This is a genomic window from Anaerococcus lactolyticus S7-1-13, assembly GCF_000758765.1.
Taxonomy (GTDB): Bacteria; Bacillota; Clostridia; order Tissierellales; family Peptoniphilaceae; genus Anaerococcus; species Anaerococcus lactolyticus.
Genome location: NZ_JRMW01000015.1, coordinates 1 through 22,731, shown reverse-complemented (window position 1 = coordinate 22,731; position 22,731 = coordinate 1). Strand labels below are relative to the sequence as shown.

17 protein-coding genes are annotated in these 22,731 nt (G+C 36.8%); 14 read left to right on the top strand and 3 right to left on the bottom strand.

Annotated elements, in window-relative coordinates:
* Nucleotides 1-258: 258 nt before the first annotated feature.
* The 9 genes from HMPREF1630_RS00615 (at nucleotide 259) to HMPREF1630_RS00575 (ending at nucleotide 11,604) form a co-directional block, all read left to right on the top strand.
* On the top strand, nucleotides 259-1,851 hold the full coding sequence (locus tag HMPREF1630_RS00615) for a Na+/H+ antiporter NhaC family protein (RefSeq protein WP_037326072.1): 1,593 nt from the start codon (nucleotides 259-261) through the stop codon (nucleotides 1,849-1,851).
* A gap of 72 nt (nucleotides 1,852-1,923) precedes the next feature.
* Nucleotides 1,924-2,874 carry a magnesium transporter CorA family protein gene (locus HMPREF1630_RS00610; RefSeq protein WP_004827175.1) on the top strand — a complete coding sequence of 317 codons (951 nt, stop codon included), beginning with the start codon at nucleotides 1,924-1,926 and terminating at the stop codon, nucleotides 2,872-2,874.
* A 67-nt stretch (nucleotides 2,875-2,941) separates the two neighbouring features.
* Nucleotides 2,942-4,297, top strand: a complete 1,356-nt coding sequence (locus tag HMPREF1630_RS00605; protein ID WP_037326070.1) for a hemolysin family protein — start codon at nucleotides 2,942-2,944, stop codon at nucleotides 4,295-4,297.
* A 522-nt stretch (nucleotides 4,298-4,819) separates the two neighbouring features.
* The gene (locus tag HMPREF1630_RS00600; protein WP_037326068.1) at nucleotides 4,820-6,184 is read left to right on the top strand and encodes an ABC transporter substrate-binding protein; all 1,365 of its coding nucleotides are present in this window, start codon (nucleotides 4,820-4,822) and stop codon (nucleotides 6,182-6,184) included.
* A 100-nt stretch (nucleotides 6,185-6,284) separates the two neighbouring features.
* A complete protein-coding gene (locus tag HMPREF1630_RS00595) occupies nucleotides 6,285-7,130 on the top strand; it encodes a carbohydrate ABC transporter permease (RefSeq protein ID WP_037326067.1) in 846 nt (281 codons plus the stop codon).
* Nucleotides 7,131-7,967 carry a carbohydrate ABC transporter permease gene (locus HMPREF1630_RS00590; RefSeq protein ID WP_037326066.1) on the top strand — a complete coding sequence of 279 codons (837 nt, stop codon included), beginning with the start codon at nucleotides 7,131-7,133 and terminating at the stop codon, nucleotides 7,965-7,967.
* 4 nt (nucleotides 7,968-7,971) lie between these two features.
* Entirely contained in the window at nucleotides 7,972-9,006 is a 1,035-nt protein-coding gene (locus tag HMPREF1630_RS00585) for a LacI family DNA-binding transcriptional regulator (RefSeq protein WP_037326064.1), read from the top strand.
* 2 nt (nucleotides 9,007-9,008) lie between these two features.
* A complete protein-coding gene (gene malQ / locus HMPREF1630_RS00580; protein WP_037326062.1) occupies nucleotides 9,009-10,475 on the top strand; it encodes a 4-alpha-glucanotransferase in 1,467 nt (488 codons plus the stop codon).
* 16 nt (nucleotides 10,476-10,491) lie between these two features.
* Nucleotides 10,492-11,604, top strand: coding sequence for an ABC transporter ATP-binding protein (locus HMPREF1630_RS00575; protein ID WP_037326059.1), 1,113 nt, complete (start codon nucleotides 10,492-10,494; stop codon nucleotides 11,602-11,604).
* Between the two features lie 39 nt (nucleotides 11,605-11,643).
* Here the strand turns inward: HMPREF1630_RS00575 and HMPREF1630_RS00570 are convergent, their stop codons facing one another.
* Together HMPREF1630_RS00570 and galE are read right to left on the bottom strand one after the other, a co-directional pair.
* The gene (locus HMPREF1630_RS00570; protein ID WP_037326160.1) at nucleotides 11,644-12,570 is read right to left on the bottom strand and encodes a nucleotidyltransferase family protein; all 927 of its coding nucleotides are present in this window, start codon (nucleotides 12,568-12,570) and stop codon (nucleotides 11,644-11,646) included.
* Nucleotide 12,571: 1 nt separating this feature from the next.
* The gene (gene galE / locus HMPREF1630_RS00565) at nucleotides 12,572-13,597 is read right to left on the bottom strand and encodes a UDP-glucose 4-epimerase GalE (RefSeq protein ID WP_037326056.1); all 1,026 of its coding nucleotides are present in this window, start codon (nucleotides 13,595-13,597) and stop codon (nucleotides 12,572-12,574) included.
* A gap of 409 nt (nucleotides 13,598-14,006) precedes the next feature.
* On the opposite strand from galE, the gene thrS reads away from it, so the two are divergent.
* The 3 genes from thrS (at nucleotide 14,007) to HMPREF1630_RS00550 (ending at nucleotide 18,534) form a co-directional block, all read left to right on the top strand.
* A complete protein-coding gene (thrS, locus tag HMPREF1630_RS00560; protein WP_037326054.1) occupies nucleotides 14,007-15,929 on the top strand; it encodes a threonine--tRNA ligase in 1,923 nt (640 codons plus the stop codon).
* Between the two features lie 3 nt (nucleotides 15,930-15,932).
* A complete protein-coding gene (locus tag HMPREF1630_RS00555; RefSeq protein ID WP_037326051.1) occupies nucleotides 15,933-17,108 on the top strand; it encodes a carboxylate--amine ligase in 1,176 nt (391 codons plus the stop codon).
* A 64-nt stretch (nucleotides 17,109-17,172) separates the two neighbouring features.
* Complete coding sequence (locus HMPREF1630_RS00550) at nucleotides 17,173-18,534, top strand: MATE family efflux transporter (protein WP_037326049.1); 1,362 nt, start codon at nucleotides 17,173-17,175, stop codon at nucleotides 18,532-18,534.
* Nucleotides 18,535-18,611: 77 nt separating this feature from the next.
* Here HMPREF1630_RS00550 and HMPREF1630_RS00545 read toward each other — a convergent pair whose 3' ends face one another.
* Nucleotides 18,612-19,751, bottom strand: a complete 1,140-nt coding sequence (locus HMPREF1630_RS00545; protein WP_052039337.1) for a YtxH domain-containing protein — start codon at nucleotides 19,749-19,751, stop codon at nucleotides 18,612-18,614.
* A gap of 300 nt (nucleotides 19,752-20,051) precedes the next feature.
* Between HMPREF1630_RS00545 and HMPREF1630_RS00540 the strand changes: the two genes are divergently transcribed.
* On the top strand, nucleotides 20,052-20,912 hold the full coding sequence (locus tag HMPREF1630_RS00540; RefSeq protein WP_037326047.1) for an ROK family protein: 861 nt from the start codon (nucleotides 20,052-20,054) through the stop codon (nucleotides 20,910-20,912).
* Between the two features lie 85 nt (nucleotides 20,913-20,997).
* A complete protein-coding gene (locus tag HMPREF1630_RS00535) occupies nucleotides 20,998-22,557 on the top strand; it encodes an IS1182 family transposase (protein WP_037325895.1) in 1,560 nt (519 codons plus the stop codon).
* The last annotated feature ends 174 nt before the right edge of the window (nucleotides 22,558-22,731 follow it).

The window sequence follows — 22,731 nt, the reverse complement described above, 5'->3', positions numbered from 1 at the left end:
TCGACGACCGAAGGGAGGAGAAATCTTATAAAGAAAAGAAAGACTCAGATAAGGAAAATCACCATCAGATTTTTTAAATAAATTAGACTAAAAATTTCAAAATAATATTTATTAGGTAATTTCCTTCCGATTTTAGGTAAAACTAGATATAGTCGATGTTTTACCCTTTCTTATATTTTTAAATTCAGTATAATGTTAAACGTGCTTATTTTAAGCTTTTATTTTTATTATAGATTATTTAGATAGAGGAAGGTTTTTATGAAGAAGAAAAATATGAAACTTGCCCTTTGTGTGGGGCTTGTTTTGATAATTTTATCAATATATATTTCCCTTACAGAGGCCAATACTTTTGCTACTGCTTGGGCGCTTTTTCCGCCTGTGCTTGCTATTTTTATGGCACTTTTGACCAAGGAAGTTTATTCGTCCTTGTTTTTGGGAATCATAGTCGGAGGGATTTTAGGATCTGGTGGTTCACTTTCTAAATCCCTTGATAATGTAGTTGAAAAAGGGCTTATAACTTCTGTTTCCCAAACTGCGGGGATTTTTATTTTCCTTGTTGTTTTGGGAATCATGGTTGTTTTGATAAATCATTCGGGTGGGTCAAGGGCCTTTGGTGAATTTGCCCACTCAAAGATAAAATCGAGAAAGGCCGCCCAACTTTCGACCTTTTTCCTTTGCTCCATGCTTTTTATTGACGATTATTTTAATTGCCTGACATCAGGCTCTGTCATGAAGCCGGTGACTGACTCCTACAAGATTTCAAGGGCCAAACTTGCCTATATCATAGACTCAACAGCAGCTCCAATTTGTATGATTGCACCGATTTCATCTTGGTCAGCGGCGGTTTCTGGCTATGCTGAGGGGATTTCTGGCATAGAAATGTTTGTAAGGTCTATTCCCTTCAATTTCTATTCGCTTTTGACCTTGGTTTTTGTAGTGTCAATCATACTTTTTGACAACGACTTTGGTCCGATGAAGGATGTTGAGAAAAAAGCTATGGAAACAGGGGACCTTGGAGCTCTTAAGACAAGTAAAATTACAGCAGAAGACGGCAATCCAAACGGAAAAGTGATTGACCTTATCTTTCCGATTTTGGTTTTGATCCTTGTTTCTGTTTTATCTTTAGTCTACGTTGGGGGATTTTTTGATCCTGCAAGTGAATTTTACAGAGACTTTGTGAATGCCTTTGCCAATACAGATTCATCTGTAGCCCTTGCAATGGGGTCTCTTTTTGCCCTTATCATTTCCATAATTTATTTTGTAATTAGGGGCGTGATTAGCTTTGAAAAGTCAATGGAAAGTCTGTCTGAAGGATTTTCTTCTATGGTTGGGGCGATTTTAATCCTAACTATGGCTACAAGCCTCAAAAATATTTCAAACGACCTCTTGGGTTCCCAAGAATTTGTTGGAAATCTAATGAAGGGGGCAGTTGGAAGCCTAAATTCATTTTTACCTGCAGTTATCTTTGTGGTTGCAATCTGCCTTGCCTTTGCCACAGGAACAAGTTGGGGAACTTTTGGGATTTTGATTCCAATAATAACTGCCATGTTTGAAATAGGTCAACCTTTGTTTTTCATAGGCATTTCTGCTTGCCTATCTGGGGCAGTTTGCGGTGACCACATTTCGCCAATTTCAGATACAACCATAATGTCATCAGCAGGTGCAGGTTGTGTCCATGTTGACCACGTCAAAACCCAGTTAGCCTATGGGCTCACAGTCGCAGGCATTGCCAGTATTTCCTACATCATCGCTGGCTTTACCCATTCGGCAATAATTTCCCTTGCCTTTGGGATTTTTGCAATCATGGTCTTTATGGTGGTTTTAAAATCTATAAATAAATCGCTAGCCTAAGTGCGGGGATTTTTTGACAAGGAAGTTACTATCCCATAGAATGATTAAGATATTTGAAAAATAGGAGTTTACATGGAATATATTTATAAATTTGATACGGATAATGGTTTTGAAGAAACGACCATGCCAAAGTTTTATGATGCCATAGAAGACGACGACTTTTATCTAATGTATTTAGGAAAGGCTGATTTTATTGACTTTGCTAAAAAATATAAGCTTGATAATGCCTTGGTCGACCTCCTTGTCACAGAAAATAGCAAAAAATCCTATGTGGCAGTTGAGGATACCTACACCTTTGCGATTTTAGAGCTTTTAGACATAAGGGGCAATCTTGATACATCAGACCTCATTGGTTTTTATATAGAAAATAATAGGCTAGTTGTGGTTGATATGTACGACAAGGACGATTCCACAACTCGAGCCTTCAACAAGATGGTGGCCAAGAGATTTTCATCAAGGTCGCCAGGCCGTGCCCTAAAACACTTTATAACAGCCCTAATTGATAAACATACAAAGATTTTTGATCAGATAAAAGATTCAACAGCCCAAATAGAGGATTCGATAATAAATAACAAGTCAAACAAGGATAAGATTGGAGTGATTTCTGATAATAGGCACAAGGCTCTAAATCTTTACACATCCTACGAGAGACTCCTAGATACAATCGAAGTTTTTGTAGAAAATGAAAATGAAATCTTTGATGATGACGACATCAAACACTTAAAATCCCTAGCCTATAGGGTTGAAAGATATTCGGCGAATATTTCCTATTTGTCCGACTACATTACCAATGTCAAGGACTCCTACGATTCAAAAATGGACCTAACTATGAACTCAACTATGAAAATCCTCACAGTTGTAACTACGATTTTCACCCCGATTACAGTCCTAACTGGCTGGTACGGGATGAATTTTGAAAACATGCCGGAACTTAGCTGGGAATTTGGCTATATGTATATCATCGGCCTATCTATCCTAAGCGTAATAATTTGCTATCTTTTATTTAAAAAGATTGACAAATAGGCTCTGCCTTTGACAAGGGCGATGATTGTTGATATAGTCAAAGAGAATTATATATAAAGGAGAAAATATGGACTCTGTTCCCTACCACAGTTTAATTTTGGTTTTAATAGTAATTTTTTTAATTTTGATAAATGGGTTTTTTACAGCCCTCCATACTGGAGTGATCAGTCTTTCCCAGGATAGGCTTCGTGATTTAGAAGAAAAGGGCAGCAAGGATGCTGAAGTGTTGTTGAAAATAACTTCCAACCAAGACAGGCTAAACCAGTCTTTTTCTATGATAAATTCGGTCCTATCTCTTGTCACAGTCGCTTTTATAGCTGATATGATAAGGGATTGTAAATTTATTATGAATTATGTTTCCATGAAGACTGCGCTTTTAATCACTATCTTGCTTTACATAGTAATAAAAATAATTTTTGTAGATAAGATTCCCCAAAGGATAGGTGTTAGAAATCCTCTGGGTTTTGCCCTTAATACCACAGGCACTTTGAGGCTGGCCCTTGCCTTAACCAAGCCTTTTGTTCTTATCACAGACTATGTGACAAATTTTATTATGAAAATTTTTGGCATAGAGGCAGGCGTTATCCAAAAAGAAGTCACCAACGAACAGATAAAGTCAATTGTTCAAATCGGTGAAGACCAGGGCATCATTAGGCCTATGGAATCAAAGATGATTCATTCTATAATGAATTTTGACGACATTATTGTAGAAGAAATCATGACAGCAAGGACCGATGTTTTTATGATTGACATCAACGACAAGGACAGGGAATACATGGACGAATTTATTAAAATTCGCCATAACAGGATTCCTATTTATGAAGACGATGTTGACAATATCTTGGGAATCCTATATACCAAGGACTACCTCTTGGAGGCGACCAAGGTGGGGCTTTCTAATGTAGATCTCGAAAAATTAATCAGACCTGCCTACTTTGCACCGGATAAAATCGAAGCTGACAAGCTTTTTTCTGACATGCAAAAGGGTCACATTCATATGGCGATTTTGATTGACGAATACGGTGGTTTTTCAGGTGTAATCACCATGGAAGATTTGATTGAAGAAATCGTAGGCGATATGGAAGATAGTTTTGACTACGATATTCCAGAAATAAAAATCAACAGCAAAAATGTCTTTGTGGTCAAGGCTTCAATTGGCATTAAGGACTTAAATGAGAAAATTCCAATAAATATTGACGAAGAAAACGAAAATTACGATTCGCTCGGTGGCTTTATTATAGACAAGCTCGGATATATACCAGAAGCAGGTGATAATGAAACCATAATCTACAACGGCTATGAAATAAAAATCCTCTACATGGAAGATAACAGGATAAAGGCTTGTAGGATTAGAAAATTAAAAGACAAGCCAGACGAGCATAAAACCGAAGAAGAATCTGAAGAAAAAAACGAAGAAAAATAATAACGTCCAGCCAAGACCTGTTACTGTATCCCTATGACGGATTTAGGACTCAGGTTATGGCTGGGCATTTTTTATTCTATCATTAGCAAAAAGAGACCTTCACCTTAGACTTGTCTGTAAGAGGCCTCCCAGCCATTTTTAGGTCAGACCTAAGTCCCTCGTACATCTTATCAAATCTTTCGCTATTAAGACCCAGTCCCCTTGAGTATTTTCAAAAAGACTTTTGTCATCATTAGTCAGGGCATCAACAATTTTATAAGACCTATCTACAAAATCATGGTTGTCTTTTTTTTATTTTTTGTTTTTAGAAATGCTTTTTAATATAGTTTTCCTAAAATCTACTGAAAACTTTTATTAGTTAAAAAATTATTAAGAAAGCCCTTGCATTTTATAGAGATATGTGATATATTAAAATCACGAAAACGATACCGAGAATGTTTTCGAAATCTTGCTTGATTATCTGGATTTCAAAGCATGGATATATAAATGATTCGGTAGAGTGAAATAAACGGAGGAAAGTATATGAAAATCAAGAAAACGTTACTAGCAGGTGCCCTAGTCCTTGCAGGCGCTCTTGCCTTTACAGGTTGTGGCAAATCAAACGATGGTGGAAAAGATGCTGGAGAAAAGAAAGAAGCTGGCAAAGCATCAGTTTACTACCTAAATTTCAAACCAGAAGTTGAAGAAGTCTGGAAAGAAATAGCTGCTAAATACGAAGAAGAAACTGGCGTTCCAGTTAAGGTTGTGACAGCTGCATCAGGAACTTATGAGTCTACTCTTAAGGCAGAAATTACAAAAGATGATGCACCAACCCTATTCCAAATCAATGGTCCAATCGGCTATCAAAATTGGAAAGATTATACAAAAGATCTAAAGGATACAGAAATTTATTCTCACCTAGTAGATAAGGACCTAGCTGTTAAAGACGGTGAAGGCGTTTATGGTATTCCTTATGTAGTTGAAGGTTATGGTATAATTTATAATGACGCTTTAGTTCAAAAATATATTGGTCTTGATGGAGCAAAGATTAAATCTGTAGATGAAATTAATAACTTTGCTAAACTTAAAGAAGTTGCTGAAGATATGCAAGCTAAGAAAGACAAACTTGGCATCCAAGGTGCTTTTGCTTGTACATCACTTAAACCAGGTGAAGACTGGAGATGGCAAACTCACTTAGCTAACCTTCCAATCTTCTACGAATATAGAGATAACAAAACAAAAGATATGGCAGAAGTTGAATTTAAGTATGACAAAGAATACAAAAATATCTTTGACCTATACCTACAAAACTCAACTGTAGCTCCAGAAGTACTAACAGGTAAAGCTGTTACAGACTCAATGGCAGAATTTGCTCTTGAACAAGCAGTATTTGTCCAAAACGGTAACTGGGCTTGGAGTCAAATATCAGAAGTGTCTGGCAACAAGGTTAAAGAAGAAAATATTAAATTCCTTCCTATCTATACAGGTGTAAAAGGCGAAGAAAAACAATCTATCTGTGTTGGTACAGAAAACTTCTTCTCAATCAACTCAAAAGCTAGCGAAGAAAATCAAAAAGCTACAGAAGATTTCCTAAAATGGTTATTCACATCTGACGAAGGAAAAGACTTTGTAACAAATAAACTTGGATTCATTGCACCATTTGATACTTTCAAAGAAGAAGATCAACCAAAAGACCCACTTGCTAAAGAAGTAGCAAGATATATGTCAAACAAAGACCTCTACAACGTAGACTGGAACTTCACATCATTCCCAAGCCAAGCTTTCAAAGATTTCTTTGGTCAAGCTCTTGGACAATATGCATCAGGCTCAATGAAATGGGACGAAGTTAAAGAAGCCTTTGTAACAAGTTGGAAAGACGAAAAAGCAGCAACAAGTCAAGAAAAATAAACTTTAGCTGAATGAATATATGGTCTGAATGTATTGACTAAGCTTACGGCATGAAGATACATTCAGACCTTTTTTTAAAAGTATAAAAAAGGAGGTTTTTATGCAAAAGATTTTAAAGAAATATTTCCCAGTCTTTGTCCTCCCTACTTTTTTGGTATTCATGATAGTGTTCATAATTCCCTTTATTCTAGGTGCGGGCCTATCCTTCACCCAGTTTACAACTATCTTCAATGCTAAATTTGTAGGTCTACAAAATTATATTACAGCCTTCTCACGTGGACAGAGATTTGGATCTGCTTTTATATTTACTGTTATTTTTACAATAGTTTGTGTAATTAGTATAAATATCCTAGCCTTTGCCCTAGCCCTAGTTTTAACACGCAAAATCAAGGGAGCTAACCTATTTAGAACAGTATTTTTTATGCCAAACCTTATAGGTGGTATAGTTCTTGGTTATACTTGGCAGGTAATGATTGATGCAGTATTGTTAAGTTATGGCAAAACTATGCTTGCTGATGCTAAGTTTGGTTTTTGGGGTTTGGTAATTCTTATGAATTGGCAGATGATCGGTTACATGATGGTAATTTATATAGCAGGTCTTCAAAATGTACCTCAAGAATTAATCGAAGCAGCAGAAATAGACGGAGCAAATAAGTGGCAAATTCTAAAGAGCATTACCATCCCTATGGTTATGCCATCAATTACAATTTGTACCTTCCTAACCCTTGCTAATTCCTTTAAGCTCTACGATCAAAACCTTGCCCTAACAGCAGGTGCACCATTGTATAAGACAGAGATGTTGGCAATGAATATAGTAGATACTATGTTCTCTAGAGTTGGTTTTGAGGGTGTTGGCCAGGCCAAGGCAGTTATATTCTTCCTAATAGTGGCCTTCATTGCCTTTATTCAAATAAAACTTACAAGCGAAAAAGAGGTGGAACATTAAATGAAAGAAAAAACTATAAATAAAATTTTATTTATCTTACTACTTGTCTTGCTTGTGGTATTCTTATTCCCAATAGCCTTTATAGTTATGAACTCTTTTAAGGGCAAGTTCTTTATATCAGACTCGCCTTTTACCATTCCAAGTGGAGAAGCTTTTGCAGGGTTGGAGAATTATGTGGTAGGCTTAGCTAAGACTGGATTTTTCCAAGCAGCAGGTTGGTCATTTTTCATAACCCTAGTTTCTGTTGGCGTCGTTGTAGTTTTTTCTGCTATGACAGCTTATTATTTAACCAGAGTTAAGACTTGGTGGACAAAAACTATCTATTATTTGTTTGTATTTTCAATGATAGTGCCTTTCCAAATGGTAATGTTCCCTACAATAAAGGTTGCAGACTACCTTCACCTAAATAACCCAATCGGTATGGTTATCCTATACCTAGGCTTTGGTTCGGGTCTATCTGTGTTTATGTTTTCAGGCTTTATCAAATCAATCCCAATGGAGATAGAAGAAGCATCTATGCTAGATGGCTGTTCACCTATCAAGCACTTTTTCTATATCATATTTCCGATTTTAAAGCCAACAGCTATAACAGTTGCGATTTTAAATACCATGTGGATATGGAATGACTACCTCCTACCATACTTGGTTATAGGAGTGTCTACTCCATACAAGACTATCCCAGTTGTTGTGCAGATGCTTGTAGGATCAAATGGTAATAAGGATATGGGAGCTATGATGGCTATGCTGGTTTTATCGATGGTTCCAGTAATAGTCTTCTACCTAACTATGCAAAAATATATAGTAAAATCCGTAGCAGCTGGGGCTGTGAAAGGTTAAGCTTATGACAACTCCAACTATTAAGGACATAGCATCTATTTGTGGAGTAAGTGTAAGCACAGTTTCTAGAGCTATAAATGACGCCGAAGGGATAAGCTCGACAACAAGGAGAAAAATTCTTGCAACAATTAAAAAAACTGGCTATGTGCCAGATGCGAATGCAAGAAACCTAAAGATAAGCAAAAACAAAATCATAGCAGTCTTAATCAAAGGTATAACCAACCCCTTCTTCACACCTCTTATAAAGGTAATAGAGGAAGAAATAAGTAAGACAGACTATTCTTTTGTCCTAACCAAGGTTGAAGAGCACTTATCAGAGGTTGATGTTGCAACTAGAGTTGTAAAAACTTTAAAACCAGAAGGAATTATTTTTCTAGGTGGTCATTTTGTGAGCGATCGTAAGGAATTAAACGCCATTGGTGTCCCTTATTCGATGACAACCATAGTAAATAAAGACATAATTAATAAAAATTCAACATGTGTAGGAATAGATGATTATAAGGAAAGTGCCAGGATGGTTGACTACTTAGTTAGCCTGGGCCATAAAAAGATTGCCTTCATAGCTGCAAGGTCTGATGACTTAAGTATCGGTCACCTAAGACTTGAAGGATACAAGAAGGCTCTTGCCAAGCATGGCATAGCCTTTGATCAAAGTCTAGTAATCTATCCACCTAAGGGATTAAATCCATATTCCCTCTACCACGGTTATGAATCAGGTAAAAAAATTGTGAAAGATGGGTTAGACTGCACAGCTATCTTTGCCATATCTGACTTAGTAGCAATTGGCGCTATAAAAGCTTTAAATGATATGGGAAAATCAGTTCCTGGAGATTTTTCGGTGGCAGGTTTTGATGGACTTGAGATAAATGAATTTCTAATCCATCCAATTACAACTATAGCCCAGCCAACAAGCAAGATAGCCTACACATCTGTTAAGGAATTATTTAAGATAATCAATAAGAAAGAATATAATGAAGTAACAAGTTTTGATGCCGATCTTTTTATCGGCGAAACAACAGCAGAAATAAGAAAGGTGTGAATATGGAAAAAGCAGGAATTTTATGGCCCCTTGCTAGCCTGAATGGCAACCATGGTATAGGTGATTTTGGCAAGGCGAGCTATGACTTCATAGATATTAGTAAAAAAGCAGGATTTGATATGTGGCAAATCCTTCCCCTAAATCCTCTAGGATATGGTAATTCACCATATCAACCTTACTCATCTTATGCAGGAGATGAGGTCTATATATCCTTGGATATGCTTTATGAAGATGGTCTACTAGATGAAAAAGTAGCTCCACTTAAGCAGGAAGATAGGATAGACTATAATTTTGTAAGAGACTTTAAGGGTAAATACCTAAAGAAAGCTTATGAGAAATTTAAGGAAAAGGGCCTTGATAAAACTGAGGCCTACAAGGAATTTTTAAAATTCGACTTTGTATATGATTATGCAGTTTTTATAAGCTTCAAAAAAGATAATGACCTTATAGCTTGGAATGAATGGCCACAAGAACAAAAGTCATGGATAATTGACAGGAAGCTTGACCTAAGCCCTTATGAAGAGCAAATAGGTTATGAAATTTTCGTCCAATATATTTTCTATGTTCAATGGATGAAATTAAAGGCTTATGCCAACAAAAAAGGTCTTAAAATCATCGGTGATATTCCATTCTATGTAGGACTTGATAGCCTAGATGTTTGGCAAAATCAAAAATATTTTGAGATTACCGAGGAAGGCAAGCCAATCCTAATAGCAGGAGTGCCACCAGATGCCTTTTCAGACCTAGGACAAAGGTGGGGAAACCCAATCTATAAGTGGGATGAGCTTGAAAAAGACGATTTTAAATTTTGGATTGATAGACTAGCTTACAATGCAAAATTGTATGACATCGTAAGACTTGATCACTTCAGAGCCTTTGACACCTATTGGCAAATTGATGCGAAAAACGACACAGCTGTAGAAGGTGAATGGATTTGTGCACCTGGCTTTAAACTTTTTGACAAAATCACAGAAGAACTTAAAGATGTAGAATTTATCGCAGAAGACCTCGGCACAATGATGCCAGGAGTCTACAAACTTCGTGACCACTATGACCTTAAGGGAATGGTAATTATCCAAGAAAACCTAAGACCTTGGGAAGACCACCTAGTTGATGCTAGAGAAAATTCTGTTGCATACCCAGGCACCCATGACAATAAGACCCTTTTCCAATGGTATGGGGAACTTAGCAAGGATCAAAAAGAATCTATTGTAAAATATTTTAGAGATTTAGGTATAGACAACGGAGACCTAGCGATAGATTTCTTTGACTATAGCATGGGCCTACCTAGTGAATATGTAATAGTATCTCTTGGAGATATCTTAGGCTTTGGTGAAGAAGCAAGGATAAATGAGCCTTCAACTTTAAATGACAAAAACTGGTCTTTTAAATTAAAAGACTTAAGTGCCTTTGCCAATAAAGAAGAAGCTATAAGAAAAAGTATAGAGAAAAACAAGGCTTGTAATTAAAGCTAAGGGAGGAAATATGGCGAATTTAAGCCTAAGAAACATAAATAAAATTTATGATAATGGTTTCCATGCTGTAAAAGATTTCAACATGGAAATTGAAGATAAGGAATTTATTATTTTTGTAGGCCCATCAGGTTGTGGTAAGTCAACAACCCTAAGGATGATAGCAGGTCTTGAAGAAATATCAAATGGTACCCTTGAAATAGATGGCGTAAAAATGAATGATACCCTACCAAAAGATAGGGATATAGCTATGGTTTTTCAAAACTATGCCCTTTACCCACACATGACAATCTATGACAACATGGCTTTCTCACTTAAGATTAACAAGATGAGCAAGGATGAAATTGACAAAAAAGTTAGGGAAGCTGCAGAAATTTTGGGAATAACAAATCTTCTTGATAGAAAACCTAAACAACTTTCAGGTGGTCAAAGACAAAGAGTTGCTATGGGAAGGGCAATTGTTCGTAATCCAAAAGTATTCTTAATGGATGAGCCTCTTTCAAACCTTGATGCTAAATTAAGGGTTCAAATGAGGATAGAAATTGCAAGGCTCCATAAAAAGCTTGGCACAACTATGATCTATGTCACCCACGACCAAACCGAAGCTATGACTCTTGGCACAAGGATAGTTGTAATGAAAGATGGTGAAGTCCAACAGATAGACAGCCCACAAATGCTTTACGACCACCCAAACAATCTTTTTGTAGCAAGTTTCATAGGTTCTCCTCAGATAAATTTAATAGAAACTGAAGTTACAGAAGTAGATGCAAAAATTTATCTAGCAAACCCTTACTTTAAGTTTGAAATGCCTGCTGACAAGGCCAAGGTCCTAAAGGACAAGGGCTATGTAGGCAAGAAGGTAATCTTTGGTATCAGACCAGAATCAATTCACGTTGCTGACGAAGTTCCTGGAGATTGCCTACCAAGCTCACCTGTAAAGAGCGTGGTAAAAGTTTATGAGCTAATGGGATCAGAAGTTCACCTATACTTTGACCTAGGCGAAACTCAGATGATAGCTAAGGCATCTTCAAGAACCAAGGCCAAAGAAGGCGAAGAAGTAGACTTCATCTTTGCCCTAGATAAGTCTTACCTATTTGACCCAGAAACAGAACTATTAATTCAATAATAAAAATCCCGCGACCATGCGGGATTTTTTGTGTGAATATTATTTTTCTTTCCATATATCATCTGGGTATATTCCATCTTCAAACATTTCTCCAAAGGCTTCTTGGGCTGGCCTTAGGTCTTCTTTGTAGGTAATTCCTATCCATTTTTCGTTGGTAGGTATAATTGTAATATCAGCAAGGTCTTCTTTAATCCATTCCCCAATCATGTCTGGCAAAACGTACTCACAAGTTTCCAAATTATTTTTGTTTTTTTCTAAATAGGTCACAAAATGTCTTTCTGCAAGGTCTATAAATTTTGGGAAAGACGCCCAGAGGTTCATGGAAACAAGACTTTCTAAATTAAGCAAGTCTGGGGCAAGCTTTTCTTTTGAAGAAAAAGTCCCGTCTTCCTTGTTATATTTTATTTCGTGAGTTTCAATGATATTTATGAGTTTATTTTCGTTATTTCCTACAGAAACGCCCCTGGTAACTGTGCCGTTATCAGAAAGGGTGTTTTTTAACTTGTAGCCTGCCATGGCAACTTGGAGTCTTCCTTCTTTTTCGGCTGGTGTCTTTAGTAAAAAGTTACGAAGGTCAATAAAAACCCCCTTGCCGTAGTAGTCATCAGCATTTATTACTAAAAATGGTTCGTTGACCAGCCCTTTGGTTGCAAGGACGGCATGGACTGTGCCCCAAGGTTTTTTCCTAGTTGTTGGAGAAATAAAATCACCAGGCAAAGTCAATTCCTGATAGGCGTATTCGACTTTGATAAATTTCTCGATTCTAGAGCCGATTACTTCCTTAAAATCTTTTTCTATATCTTTTCTTATAATAAATACAACTTTGTTAAAGCCGGCTTCGATTGCGTCAAAGATTGAATAATCAATGATTGTATAGCCGTTGGTATCCATTTTTGCAAGCTGTTTGATGCCCGCCTTATACCTTGAGCCAATCCCTGCCGCTAGAACAACAAGGGTAGTATCCATTTTATTTCCTTTCTTCATAGCCGTTAGGATTTTGAGATTGCCATCTCCAGGAATCTTCGCACATTTCTTTGATTCCATTTTCTGCCTTCCAGCCTAAAATTTCGTAGGCTTTTTTTGCATTGGCGTAGCATTTGGCAATGTCACCTTCCCTGCGGCCAACAATTTTATATGGGACCTTCCTTCCGGAAGCTTCTTCAAAAGCCTTCACTACTTCTAAAACAGAATATCCATTGCCTGTGGCAAGGTTAATTATAGAAACTCCGTCGAGCTTATCAAGCTTATCTATAGCACAAACATGGCCCTTGGCGAGATCTACAACGTGGATATAATCCCTAACGCCAGTACCGTCAACAGTGTCATAGTCATCCCCAAAAACTCTTAAGTAGTCGAGTTTTCCGACAGCAACTTGGGCTATATATGGGAGAAGGTTGTTTGGAATGCCCCTTGGGTCTTCGCCAATCCTGCCTGACTTGTGGGCACCAATTGGATTAAAGTACCTTAGTAGAACAATTTTCCAATCTGGATCTGATTTTTGAAGGTCAATCATAATTTGTTCCATCATAGACTTTGACCAACCGTAAGGGTTGGTGCATTCGCCCTTTGGGAAATCTTCTGTAATAGGTACACTCGCTGGGTTGCCATAAACAGTGGCAGATGAAGAAAAGATTAGGTTTTTACAGCCTACTTCCTTCATGGCTTCGAGAGTTGTAAGTGTGCCTGTGAGGTTGTTGTGGTAATATTCAAGTGGTTTTGAAACTGATTCGCCAACAGATTTGAGGGCTGCACAGTGGATTAGGACGTCGATTTTTTCCTTGGTTAAAACTTCTTTTAGTTTGTCTTTATCAAGAATATCTGCCTCGTAGAAGCTAACCTTCTTACCAGTTATTTCTTCTACCCTGTCAACAGCAATTTTTGATGAATTTGATAGGTTGTCGTAGATTACAACCTTATAATTTTTGTTTAATAATTCTACAGCAGTGTGGGTGCCAATATAGCCAGCCCCACCGGTTATCATTATATTTTTCATTATTCCTCCTATCTCTAAGGAAATACTTGCTTACTTAAGTATATCAAATATTGGGGCTTTTATTCAAGTTTTAATGCTTTAAAAAATTTTAAGAATAAGCAAAGAAATTTTATATATTAGATTTTGATTTGCAATATTATAAGGATTGAGTAAAGTAGTTACATAATATAAGACGATGATGGGATTAGTAGGTCGGATTTAACTTACAGAGAGAGGTGTAGCTGAGAAGCCTTAGTGACATTTTGACTGAATACCAACCCTGAGTTTCTTGTGACTAAGCAAGACGTACGACTACGATACAGTCCTAATGAGTAGTAAATTAGGTGGAACCACGGAATATTGCCGTCCTATTATCCTTTTGGATAGTAGGGCGTTTTTTATTCGTGATTTATAAAAATAAGGAGAAGATATGATTAAGATTAAATTACCAGACGAATCAGTAAAAGAATACGAAAAAGGTGTCCTTGTTGGCGATGTGACAAAAGACATCTCAATGGGTCTTTACAGGGCAGCTGTTGGTGCTGTTGTAAATGGAAAAGTTATGGGCTATGCTGAGCCAATCGAAGAAGACTCAGACTTTAGAGTTGTAAAATTCGAAGATGCAGAAGGCAAGGAAATTTTCTGGCACACAACAAGCCACGTTATGGCTGCTGCCATCAAGGAGCTTTGGCCAGAAACAAAATTTGCTATAGGACCTGCCATAGCAGATGGTTTCTACTATGATATGGACCTTGAGCACAGATTTACTCCAGAAGATTTAGAGAAAATCGAAAAGAAAATGAAAGAGATTGCTAAAAAAGATCTCAAATTAGAAAGAATTGAAGTTTCAAGAGACGAAGCTCTTAAAATGTTTAAGGAAGAAGGCCAAGACTACAAAGTAGAGTTAATCGAAGACCTTCCAAAAGATGAATTAATCACTCTTTATAAGATAGGCGATGCTTTCACAGACCTTTGCAGGGGACCACATCTTGAATCTACAAAGGAAATCAAGGCTATAAAACTAAAAGCAATTGCCGGTGCTTATTGGAAGGGAGATTCTGACAAGGCTATGCTTCAAAGAATCTACGGTATTTCTTTCCCAAAGGCAAAAGATCTTGAAGAATACGAAGAATTACAAAAAGAAATCGCTAGACGTGACCACAGAAAGATTGGTAAGGAAATGGACCTATTTGCTTTCCACGAAGAAGGACCAGGTTTCCCATTCTTCCATCCAAATGGCATGATCCTAATGAACGAGCTTCTTGGTTGGTGGAGAGGTGTCCTTGACAATTCTGGCTACGGAGAAATCAAAACTCCACTTATCCTAAATGAAGACCTATGGCATAGATCAGGCCACTGGGATCACTACAAGGAAAATATGTACTTCACAAAGATAGATGACGAAGATTACGCAATTAAGCCAATGAACTGCCCAGGTTCAGTTTTAACTTATGCATCTCGTCAACATTCTTATAGAGACCTACCAATCAGACTTGCAGAATTTGGACAAGTTCACAGACACGAATTATCTGGTACTTTACACGGTCTATTCAGAGTAAGAACATTCACCCAAGACGATGCTCACGTTTATTGCCTTCCAAGTCAAATCAAGGAAGAAGTTTACAAAATGATTGACCTTGCAGACCTTCTTTATTCTACATTTGGTTTCAAATACACAATGGAATTATCTACAAGACCAGATGACTACATGGGAGATATCAAGGATTGGGACTTCGCAGAAGAACAGCTAAAACTTGCCCTTGAAGAACGTGGCATTGATTATCAAATAAACCCAGGCGACGGTGCCTTCTACGGTCCAAAAATCGACTTCCACTTACTAGATGCAGCTAAGAGGGAATGGCAATGTGGTACAATCCAACTTGACTTCCAACTTCCTGCCAACTTTGAGCTTGAATATATAGACGAAAATGGTGAAAAGAAGAGACCAGTAATGCTCCACAGGGCCCTACTTGGTTCAGTTGAAAGATTTATCGGCGTTCTTACAGAACACTTTGCAGGTAGGTTCCCACTTTGGATTAACCCTAGACAAGTAGAAGTAATCCCAGTAGCAGACAGATTTGCTGACAAGGCTCATGAAATTGCAAAAGAAATCGAAAAAGCAGGTTTCAGGGTAGGAGTAGATGAGAGAAGCGAAGGCGTTGGCTACAAGATTAGGTCTGCTCAAATGATGAGAACAAACTACATGCTAGTAGTAGGTGATAAGGAAATTGAATCAGGTCTCCTAACAGTTAGAAATAGGGACGGCGAAGAAACAAAAGACGTTAACCTTGCTGACTTCATCGCAAAAATCTCTGAAGAAAGAGATTCTAAGTCAAGAGAATCAATCTATTAAGCCATGACTTTTAATGCGATTATCCTAGGCACTGACCACAACTCCTATTCGGTTGCCAGAAGTTTTTATGAAGCCTTTGACAAAAAACCAATAGTAGCTGGGTCAGCAGTCCTAGTTCCCTTTTATAAAACAAAAATTGCAGACGTTTATACTGAGAAAAATTTTTCGGCAGATGATAAGATTTTTATCGACACCCTAAATAAGATAGCGAAAGCTAGGCCAGAAGAGGACTTTATCTTCTTTGCACCTACCGAACACTATGTAGACCTCTTGGTAAGAAATGCTAAGGACTTTGATTTTTCCTACCATATCCCTTACCCAAACCCAGACATGGCAAGTAAACTCCTCAAAAAATCTGAGTTTTATAAGATTCTAGAAGAAATTGGAGTTTCCTACCCTAAGTCCTATGTGGCTGATAGGGAAAATTATAAAAATTTAAACCTTGATGGAGAATTATTCTTAAAGGCTGATGAGTACGATGACTTCATAGCAAGCGACATAAAGATTAAGCAAAAGGGCTACCATGCCAAAGACAGGGCTGAGGCTATAAAAATCTTGGATAATATCTACGATAGCGACTACCAAGGCCATGTCATAGTTCAAGTCTTTATTCATGGAGGCCAGGGCACTGAATATTCCCTAAATGGATATAGGTCAAAAGATGGCAAGGTATCAATGGTGCTTGCGAGAAATCTTTTATCTGACATGAGACCGATGTGGGTAGGCAACCACCTAGTTCAAGTCGATCACGAAGACAGCGAAATGTATGCTATTGCAGAAAAAATTACAAATAGCCTTTCCTACGAAGGACTTTTTAATTTTGACTTTAAAAAAGATTCAAAGAGTGGTAAGGTCTATACCCTAGAGATGAATATTAGACAAGGCAGGACCTTTTATTATTCAACCCTAGCTGGGGTGAACCTAATAAAAATTGCCACAGAAGATATGGTTTTAGGAAAATCTGTAAGCGAGAGGACCAAAAGAGCTTTCATGCTTACAGCAATAAATAAAGACGTGGCGAGAAATCACGTTGACCCAAGTCTTCTAGGAGAATTTGATGATAAAAAAAGAAATGAAAATTCTGCCATCCATATAATCAATAGTGATGATGACGGAATTATGAGAAATCTCAGGGTGAAAGATGCCCTAAGACGTCAAGAAAAAGAGCTATACGATTAAAAAAAGAGATAGTAGCCTAGGGCTCCTATCTCTTTATATTGTTATTAGCGAGAAAGGAGCTTATATGAGCGAAAAAATAGAAAATAAAAATAGGATGGGAACTGAAGCCATACCCTCCCTCTTATATAAAATGAGTCTGCCGATTATCATTTCATTTTTGGTCCAATCGGTATACAACCTTGTGGATTCGATTTTTGTAGCGAGACTTTCAGAAAAGGCTCTCACAGCTGTTTCCCTTTGCTTTCCTGTCCAAAACATAATGGTGGCTTTCGCAGTTGGAACAGGTATAGGTACAACAGCCTTGCTTTCAAGATATCTGGGCATGGATGATAAAAAAAGAGTCGGAGTAATAGCGACCCATGGCTTAATCTTAGCGGCAGCATCCATGGCAGCCTTTATGTTATTTGGTATATTTTTTACAGATTTTTATGCGAAAAGCCAGTCCACAGACCCAGAAATCATCCAGTACACCAAGGATTATTTATATGTGATTCTGCTATTCTGTGGTGGTGTATTTTTCCAAATATTTTTCGAAAAAACCCTCCAATCAACAGGCAACACTGTCTACACCATGATTACCCAGGGGACAGGAGCGATATTAAATATAATTCTTGACCCGATTATGATTTTTGGTCTTTTTGGTTTTCCAAAACTTGGCGTTACAGGCGCTGCTCTTGCGACTGTAATCGGTCAGACTGGTGGATCTTTGGTAGGAGTTTATTTCCATAGCAAGAAAAATAGGGATGTGAATTTTATTTTCAGAAATTTAAGCTTCCACATGGATAATATCAAACAAATTTTTTCAATTGGTCTTCCTTCTGTTTTGATAAGTGGGATTGGCTCTGTGGTTTTGTTTTTTATTAATAATATGCTCTACACTTTCGGCGCTTCAGCCGTAGCGGCCTATGGAATTATGTATAAGCTCCAGTCCTTTTCTTTTATGCCTATGTTTGGGATTTCAAATGCACTTTTAGCTATAGTTTCCTATAATTATGGGGCGAAAAACAAGGAGAGGATTAGGGAAGCGATTAAAATTGCCTTTGTAGCATCCTTTGTTATTGTTGGTTTATCAGTTGTTTTGATGTGGATATTTTCCAAACAATTGTTTGACCTCTTTTCTGCGACAGATGTCATGAGAGAAATCGGCGTGCCAATGATTAGGATTGTTTCACTTTCCTTTATAATTTCCATCCCATCAGTAGTGGGCGTGGGAGGAATATTTCAGGCTATTGGAAACTGGAAGTTTCCTGTGATCCAGTCATTCTTAAGACAGGTTATCCTTCTTCTGCCAATTTTTTATATTTTTACAAGGCTTGGAAGTCTAAATTTTGCTTGGTGGGCCTTTCCTATAGCTGAAATTTTAAATGCCATAGTTTGTGTGATATTTTTAAGAAAGGATATCAGAGAAAAAATTGATGTCCTCTAGGATTTAAAAAAGACCAGAAGTCTTTAGCTTTTCCAAAGGTGGGAAAGCTAAAGACTTTCTGGTCTTATTTTTATTTTCTATTTTGTAGCTGTCTTGTAGATTTCATCTAGGTAGCCAACTGTACTTGATAGAGTTGCTTCTGAGATGGCGTCTACTGGTTTGCCAGGTTTGCTGCCGTCAATTAGGCCCTTGATTTCATCAGGAGTCTTACCTACAACATAGGCTTCGATAGCGTTTAGGCTTTCTCTTAGGGTATGGGTAGCCTTGGCAATTTCCTTCATTTGTTTAGAATATTCTTCGTTGTTTTCTAGTTTAGATGCTAGGACTTTTTTGGAATCAGCGTAGTTTTCACCAAATTTCTTATCAGAGTTTGGCACACCTTTGCCTTCCATGTATTGGTATTCATCGATATTTGCTGCTATAATTTTGCCGTCTTCCATGACAACAAAGGTATCTGTGATGGCATTTTTGTTGCCAGCTGTACCAAAGTTTTGCTTGATTTGTATATCATCATCCTTGTTAGCTTCAAAAACTGTTGTGTTTTCGTCATCCTCTGCTGTTTCGATTATGGCTTCTAGGTAGCCTTTTGTATCAACAAGAGTAGCTCCTGTGACGGAATCAATAGCCTTGCCATCTTCTGCCCCAGCTACAACTTTCTTAAGCTCATCAAGGGTTTTATCCTTAACAAAATCTTGGATAGCTTTGAAGTTATCTGCGATTGAAACTGTAGCCTTAGCTTTTTCCTTCATGAGGGCTGAATATTTTTCATCATTCATAAGCTTTGATCCTAAGAACTTGCCTTCCTTATTGCCAGATTTAAATTCTGTATCAGAATCTTGGTTTGGGAGAGCGAGGAAACCTGAACCTTCATCGAAAAATTGGAACTCATCGATTGCTGCATCTACAATTTTATCCCCATCTGTAATAACAGCGATTCTTGCAAAAGAACCTTCGCCATGAGGTGCTCTTAGGCTTCTTCTAAGAACGAGTTTGCCCTCTAGGGTTGACTTTGCTTTATCTAAAGCATCGCTTGCCTTATCCTTTGCTTCATCTTTTACATCTTCTGCCTTATCTTTAGTATCTTCTACAGCTTCTTCAACTTTTTCCTTAGCATCCTTAGCTGCATCATCTACTTTTTTGCCGGCATTTTGAGCACATCCTGCAAAACCTAGTGAAAGGGCTACAAGTAGCGCTGTTAATTTAAATTTATTTTTCATAATATCCTTCCTTTTCAAAATATTCTTTTCGTGTGAACATTTACCATATGAATTATACGGAAACGACAATCAATTGCAATTAATCGGTAAAGATGTCAGAAAAACGTATGAAAAACAATCCTTTTTAAACAAAAAATCCTTGGCCCTCCACAAAAAAGTGGGGTTTGAGATTAAAGCTAAGATGGAAAATACTTTGCTATTGGCGATTGTAAGTTAAGAGGATTTGATATTGAAAAAAGATTCGACTAAGAATAAAAATTTTGGGTAAAATATTAAAAACAAATCTTATATGGAGGGTTTATGTTTGGTGTGTTAGAAGCTGGTGGCACTAAGATGATTTGTGCTGTTGGCAATCGAAATTTAGAGATTTTAGATCAAGTTAGGATTGCTACAAGACGTCCAGAAGAAACTTTCGATGAAATTAAGGAATTTTTTGCCAAATACAAGACAGATATAGAATCAATAGCTATTGGCTCTTTTGGGCCTATTGAGGTAAATCCAGATTCGGATGATTATGGGAAGATTTTAAATACTCCTAAAGAGGGATGGAAAGATTTCAATATTATAAAATGTCTTGAGGAAGATTTTTCTGTGCCAATTTATGTCACAACAGATGTGAATGCTTCAGCCTATGGTGAATACAAGGTTGGATGCGGTGAGGGTAAGGCTAGCCTTGCTTATTATACTGTTGGAACAGGTGTGGGTGGCGGTCTTGTCCAAAATAATAATTTCCTAGGTGGAGCTAGCCATCCAGAAATGGGCCATATGATTATTAAAAAAGACCCAAGAGATACGTACGAGGGCGGATGTATGTGCCACGGTGACTGCCTTGAAGGCCTCGCATCTGGTCCAAATATTGAAAAAAGACTTGGCAAAAGTGGACAAGATCTTGAGCCAAATGATGAATTTTGGGATATAGAGGCGGGTTACCTAGCCCAGGCCGCCTACAACACAAGCCTTATGTTTAGTCCTGATGTCATTGTATTTGGCGGTGGGGTTATGCAAGTTGAGGGATTAATTGAAAAAGTTAGGGAAAAATTCAAAGAATTGATGAATGGATATATAGAAATAAAGGAGCTGGAATCTTATATAGTAAGACCAAAATATGATGGAAAGTCAGCGACATACGGACTTTTAATCCTAGCCCAAGAAATTTTATAAAAAAACGGGGCTGTTGCATAAGTCCCAACATAGAAAAAAGACGAGGAAACTAAACATCCTCGTCTTTTTCTGATACAATGTATTTATGAAACAAAATAGTAATACATCATCACTAACCAATTTTACACTAGTTAATGATACAATTCAATTAAAATTAAACTTTAACACAGAAATATACGTCCAAGATGATATAAAACTAAGGCTTGTAAAAAATATAATTGAAAGGATAGAACTAACAGAACTAAATAAAGTCTACTCATCATTTGGAAGAAAACCTACTGTAAATCCAGTAACCATGCTTCAAATAATAGTATTCTGCTATTCAGAAGGAATATTCTCATCAAGGGAAATAGAAAAATCATGCAAATATGATCTAAGAATAAAATATCTCCTAGATGGACAAACTCCACCAGATCACTCCACAATAAATAGATTTAGACAGAAAATAGTAAAACTAGCTCCTAATCTATTAAATCAAATGGTCCAAATACTAATAGAAGAAAAACAAATAGACCTATCAAGCATCTACATAGATGGAACAAAAATAGAAGCCTATGCCAATAGATACAGCTTTGTATGGCGAGGAAGCATAGAAAAATGGCAAGAAAAATTAAGAGTAAAAATAATAAAACACTTTGATTTAAATAAAGACTTAAGTCCATCTCAAGTACTAGAAGTAGTAAAAATAGCCTTTAATCAAGTAAGTAAAGAATGTACAGAAAAGAAAATAAACTTCGTATATGGGCAGGGCAAAAGAAAACATCAACTTCAACGAAACTATGAACAGCTAAAAGATTGGAAAACCAAGCTAGAAACTTATCAAGAGCATTTAGAAATAATGGGAGATTACAGAAACTCCTACTCAAAAACAGACCATGATGCAACATTCATGAGAATGAAAGAAGACCACATGAGAAATGGTCAGTTAAAACCAGCCTACAATATTCAACTAGCAAGTGCCTCAGGCTTCATCATAGGAGAAAATGTATCTCATCACCCAAATGATATGTATACCCTAAAACCATTCTTAAAAAAACTAATAGAAAAATATCCAAATAGTTTAGATAGGATAGTAGCAGACGCAGGGTATGAAAGTGAAGAAAACTATGTATACTTAGAAGAAAACAATCTAAAATCCTACATAAAACCATCAAACTACGAACAATCCAAAACAAGAAAATATAAAAAAGAGCAAGAATTTAGGGAAAGCTTAGTCTATGATGACATTCAAGACAAATACATATCACCAGAAGGAAAAATCTTTGTTAGATGTAAAGACAAGTACGATAAAAAGAAAAGTGGTTATGTAAGTATAAGTAAAGTCTACAGATGCTTTGACCGGAACAAAGGTGGCCAAAAAACCAAAGGAATCTACATAGCAGAAACATTCCAAAAATACAGAAAAGAATCCTTAGAAAATATAAAATCTGACCAAGGAATAGAAGAAAGATTAAATAGATCAATCCAAGCTGAAGGAGCTTTTTCTAAAATAAAGTCAGGCTTAAACTACAATAGATTTCATCACAGAGGAAAAGCAAATATAATAAGTGAAATATGCCTTCTATCAATGGCACTAAACTTAAATAAATTAGCTTCAAAAATTAAAAATAGGAACTTAGAAATCATAAAATACAAAGCTGCCTAAGAAAAAAATGTTAAAATGAGGAGCTCTATTACTTGAGCCTATTTTTAGGAAAATTGTGGAAAAATTTATCTTTACCTTTAAAATTTCTATATAATTAAATAGCTTGATACAAATATCCAAGAAAAAAGTGATGAGCAGAATAGTTTTAACTATTCTGCAACATCACCTTTTTTA